This window comes from Cryobacterium sp. MLB-32 (genome assembly GCF_000738085.1).
Lineage (GTDB): Bacteria > Actinomycetota > Actinomycetes > Actinomycetales > Microbacteriaceae > Cryobacterium.
This window is the reverse complement of record NZ_JPRS01000175.1, coordinates 1-3,673: the sequence shown is the minus strand read 5'-3', so window position 1 is coordinate 3,673 and position 3,673 is coordinate 1. Positions and strand designations below refer to the sequence as shown.

The window sequence follows — 3,673 nt, the reverse complement described above, 5'->3', positions numbered from 1 at the left end:
CGGTACCTGCGGGAACGTCGAATTAGTAACCGATCGTTCGGAAAGTAATTCTGACAGATCCGGGGACTCGCGGCAACCCTTGAGTTCACCGAGCAGCGCCAAAGGGGTCATTGACAGGGCCGGTCACTGGGACATAATCGGAACAGGTGTACGTCCGCTGCCGCGTCTGGCACCTTCCAGCATCAGGAAATGGATATGACAGAGCACGCGAGCGCCGACGACTGGACGGACTTCGAATCCGTCGACACCCAACCGATTGACCTGCAGCCGTTCCTGAATTTGCCCTTCTCGGCGACCTTCGGATCGCCTGCCACGTCGCTGGCCGGCGTGATCGGCATCGATGGGCACGACGGTACCGGCAAGACGACGATCGCTCGAGGTGTCGCTCGCGCGCTTGGCGCCTCGTACCAAAGCCCCTTCGCGGGTGAACGCGGAGCGCTTTTGGCTCGCGCCAACCGGGCCGGCGACCATGACGCCGTGCTCCGCATCGGATCAGCCGCCCTGACCGCGGCGATTGACCGCACTGGCCCGGCCCGACCTGTTGTTCTCGACCGCTCCTGGATGACCGTCGGATCTCTGATGACAGATGAAGACTTCTACGATCGATGGAACCTCTGGGTGCCCACCATCCTGTGCTGGTCAGACCTGCCGACCACCTTGGAACGACTCCGGCAACGAGACAAACCGACGGAATCCGCGGCCTGGCATGAGCACTACATCGAACGGTACCGGTGCATGGCCGAAGACCGCGGCTGCGTGATCATCAACACCGGGCGCTCCTCCGACGCCGAAGCGATCGCCCAAGTGGTTGACGAAGCGCGCCGCCTGCTCAAATGGTCGGCGTCGGAGACGGTGCGCCCGGAACAGGCCTAGATTCACAGGAAAGGCTGAGCAGCGCGTCCCAGGCGAATGTTGCGAGCCAGTGCGTGGACATGAAGTCGGGCGAACGGGCGCCGGCGAGGCCCGCCTCAAGGAGGGAGTCGTGAGCCGCGCGCAGGGCGGCTCGCTGCTGGCCCAGACGGATGCCGTCGGCTTCCTGGGCGGGGATGTCGAGCGTGCCGAGAATGCGCGCGATCTGGCCGGCCCGAGACAGGTTGAGTCCGTGCAGGTGCACGAGGGAACCGTCGCTTTCATCAGTCACCTGCATCGGGCGAAGAATGCGTGACTCCTCGCTCAGCGCGGGGAGGAACCGCGCGAACCAGGTGGCAAACTCCGCCGCCGGCAGCACCCGGCGCATCAGGTCAGCCTCACTCAGCCCCGCGGAGAGGAAGTCCTGGCCACTCAGCTCCCACTCGCCGGGCCAGTCGGCGTCGTCGCTGAACCAGTCGAGGGCCAGGTTGACCGCGGCTGCGGCAGCATCCGCTCGCCCGAGCTGCCGGAAAGCATCGACGAGGAGCGCCAGCCCAAATGCCGAATTGCTGTGCACGCCGTGTCGCACCGGGTGCTCCGCGGTGGCCGCCCAGGCCTGGAAAATCTCGGCGACCACGTCGACGATCGGGTCGAGGGCGAGTGCCCACGCGCGGATGCGGGTGTCCCCGGATGCCGCGCAGGTGGCGGCGAGGCGCACCACCCATGCCCAGCCGTAGGGGCGTTCCCAGCCGGGATTGGCCCGGAGGTACGCCGCTTCCACCCTGAGCTTGTCGACGCTCAGGTTGTGTGCGATGGCCGAGCGCAACACCAGATCCCGGTCTGCTTCGAGTCCATGCTCGAGCAGGAGCACGCCCAGGACGTGCATGTGCACACAAGAATGCCAGTCGTACGAGGTGTGGAACGCCGGATGGATCTGCTCCGGCACCGGCCGATCGCCGGTCGAACGCGTGGTGTGATGAGCCGAATACGGGAACGCCCGGCCCAGATTGTCGAGCACAATGTCGGCGAAGACGGGCGCCAGCGCGTGACGTTGCTCGACGCTGTCCAGCCGCTCGTTCGGTGTCTGATCCATCGCGTCCCCGCATCATCGCTTCTGACTGATCGTCCCGCGAACAGTGCTTAAAAGCAAAATCAGCACGGTCACCCCGCCGCGCCGCACGAGGTGACAGCGCTCGTCGCGCTGTCTGAAAAAGCAGAATGGGCACCCACCGTGAGGTGGGTGCCCATTCCGTATGGAGCGGAAGATCTAGCGGATGCTAGATGCTCGCGAGCTCGCGCACAGCCGCGTCGCCGGGGGCGGCGGACGTGTAGCTGGCGTCGATCTCTGCCCGGTCGAGCAGCTCGTCCATGCGGCGCTTGCGCTGCTTCGGGATGAGCGTGACGACGGTTCCGGACTTGCCCGCGCGACCGGTACGGCCGGAGCGGTGCAGGTAGGTCTTGTACTCGTCGGGAGCGTCGGCCTGGATGACCAGGTCGATGTCGTCCACGTGGATTCCGCGAGCCGCGACATCCGTTGCCACGAGCACGTTGACACGGCCGCTCGTGAGCATCTGGAGGTTACGGGTACGACGGGCCTGGTTGAGGTCGCCGTGAAGGCTTGTGGCCTTCACTCCGGCGTCTTCAAGCTGGTCGGCGAGCTGCTCAGCGTAGGCACGCGTGCGGCTGAAGATGAGCGTCTTGCCGTTGCGGTTGACGAGCTCCTCGATGATGCGGCTCTTGTCGCGGTGCTCGATGACGAGCACGCGGTGGTCGATCGTGGAGGAAGCCTGGTCTTCACCGGCAACCTCGTGCACAGCCGGGTTGGTCAGGAATTCCTTGACCAGCGAGGCAACGCCCTTGTCGAGGGTGGCGGAGAAGAGCAGCTTCTGGCCGCCCTTCTTGGTCTGACGCAGGATGCGCTGTACGGGCTCGAGGAACCCGAGGTCGCACATGTAGTCGGCCTCGTCAAGAACGGTCACGACGACCTCGGAAAGGTCGAGACGACCCTGCTCGATGAGGTCTTCGATGCGGCCCGCGGTGCCGATGATGATGTCCACGCCGCGCTGGAGGGCGCTGACCTGGCGGTACTGGGGAACTCCGCCGTAGATCTGGGTGGTGAAGAGCCCCACGCTGCGGGCGATCGGCTGGATGGTGCGGTCGATCTGCAGGGCCAGCTCACGGGTGGGGGCGAGGATGAGCGCGCGGGGCTTGCGGGCCATCTTGCGGTCCTTGGCGCCGTTGTTCTCCATCAGCTTCTCCACGAGGGGAGCGCCGAAGGCGATGGTCTTGCCGGAACCGGTCTTGCCACGGCCGAGTACGTCGCGGCCGGCGAGCACGTCGGGGATGGTTGCGGCCTGGATCGCGAACGGAGCCGACGCGCCCATGGCAGCCAGCTCACGCACGATGTTCTCGCCGAGGCCGAGGTCGCCGAAGCTCACACCGACGACATCGGATGCCGTCGTGGCGATGGCTTCGAGACGCTCGAGAACCACGTCGTCGCCGCCGGCGAAGGTGGGCTTGACGCCGTCTTCGCTGCGCTTCGGGTAGAACTTGCTGTCGCCACCCTCGGTGCGGGCCGGACGGTCGTTGTTGAAGTCGCGACGGGGAGCGCGCTCGGCACGGTCACCGTAGGACGGACGCTCGGTGCGGGCCGGGCGGTCTCCATAGGAGGGACGCTCGGTGCGCTCGGCACGGTCGCCGTACGACGGACGCTCGGTGCGAGCCGGGCGGTCGTTGTTGTAGGCCGGACGATCGGTGCGGGGAGCGCGGTCGCCATAGGCCGGGCGGTCGGTACGGGGAGCGCGGTCGCCATAGGCGGGACGCT

The 3,673-nt window shown here is 66.4% G+C and carries 3 protein-coding genes; 1 reads left to right on the top strand and 2 read right to left on the bottom strand.

Features of this window, described 5'->3' with window-relative positions; genetic code table 11:
• Window positions 1-189: 189 nt before the first annotated feature.
• Complete coding sequence (locus JF66_RS15055; protein WP_156109833.1) at window positions 190-873, top strand: hypothetical protein; 684 nt, start codon at window positions 190-192, stop codon at window positions 871-873.
• Here JF66_RS15055 and JF66_RS15050 read toward each other — a convergent pair.
• On the bottom strand, window positions 830-1,942 hold the full coding sequence (locus JF66_RS15050) for a DUF2891 family protein (protein ID WP_231556451.1): 1,113 nt from the start codon (window positions 1,940-1,942) through the stop codon (window positions 830-832). The two genes, JF66_RS15055 and JF66_RS15050, sit on opposite strands and share 44 nt — an antisense overlap.
• Before the next feature lie 184 nt (window positions 1,943-2,126).
• A partial coding sequence (locus JF66_RS15045) for a DEAD/DEAH box helicase (RefSeq protein WP_035879322.1) occupies window positions 2,127-3,673 on the bottom strand: 1,547 nt, incomplete at its 5' end.

What these genes read in the sequence shown, in the direction of transcription:
- JF66_RS15055 (WP_156109833.1), top strand. Translation starts at nt 190, where the DNA reads ATGGATATGACAGAGCACGCGAGCGCCGACGACTGGACGGACTTCGAA.
- JF66_RS15050 (WP_231556451.1), bottom strand. Translation starts at nt 1,942, where the DNA reads ATGGATCAGACACCGAACGAGCGGCTGGACAGCGTCGAGCAACGTCAC.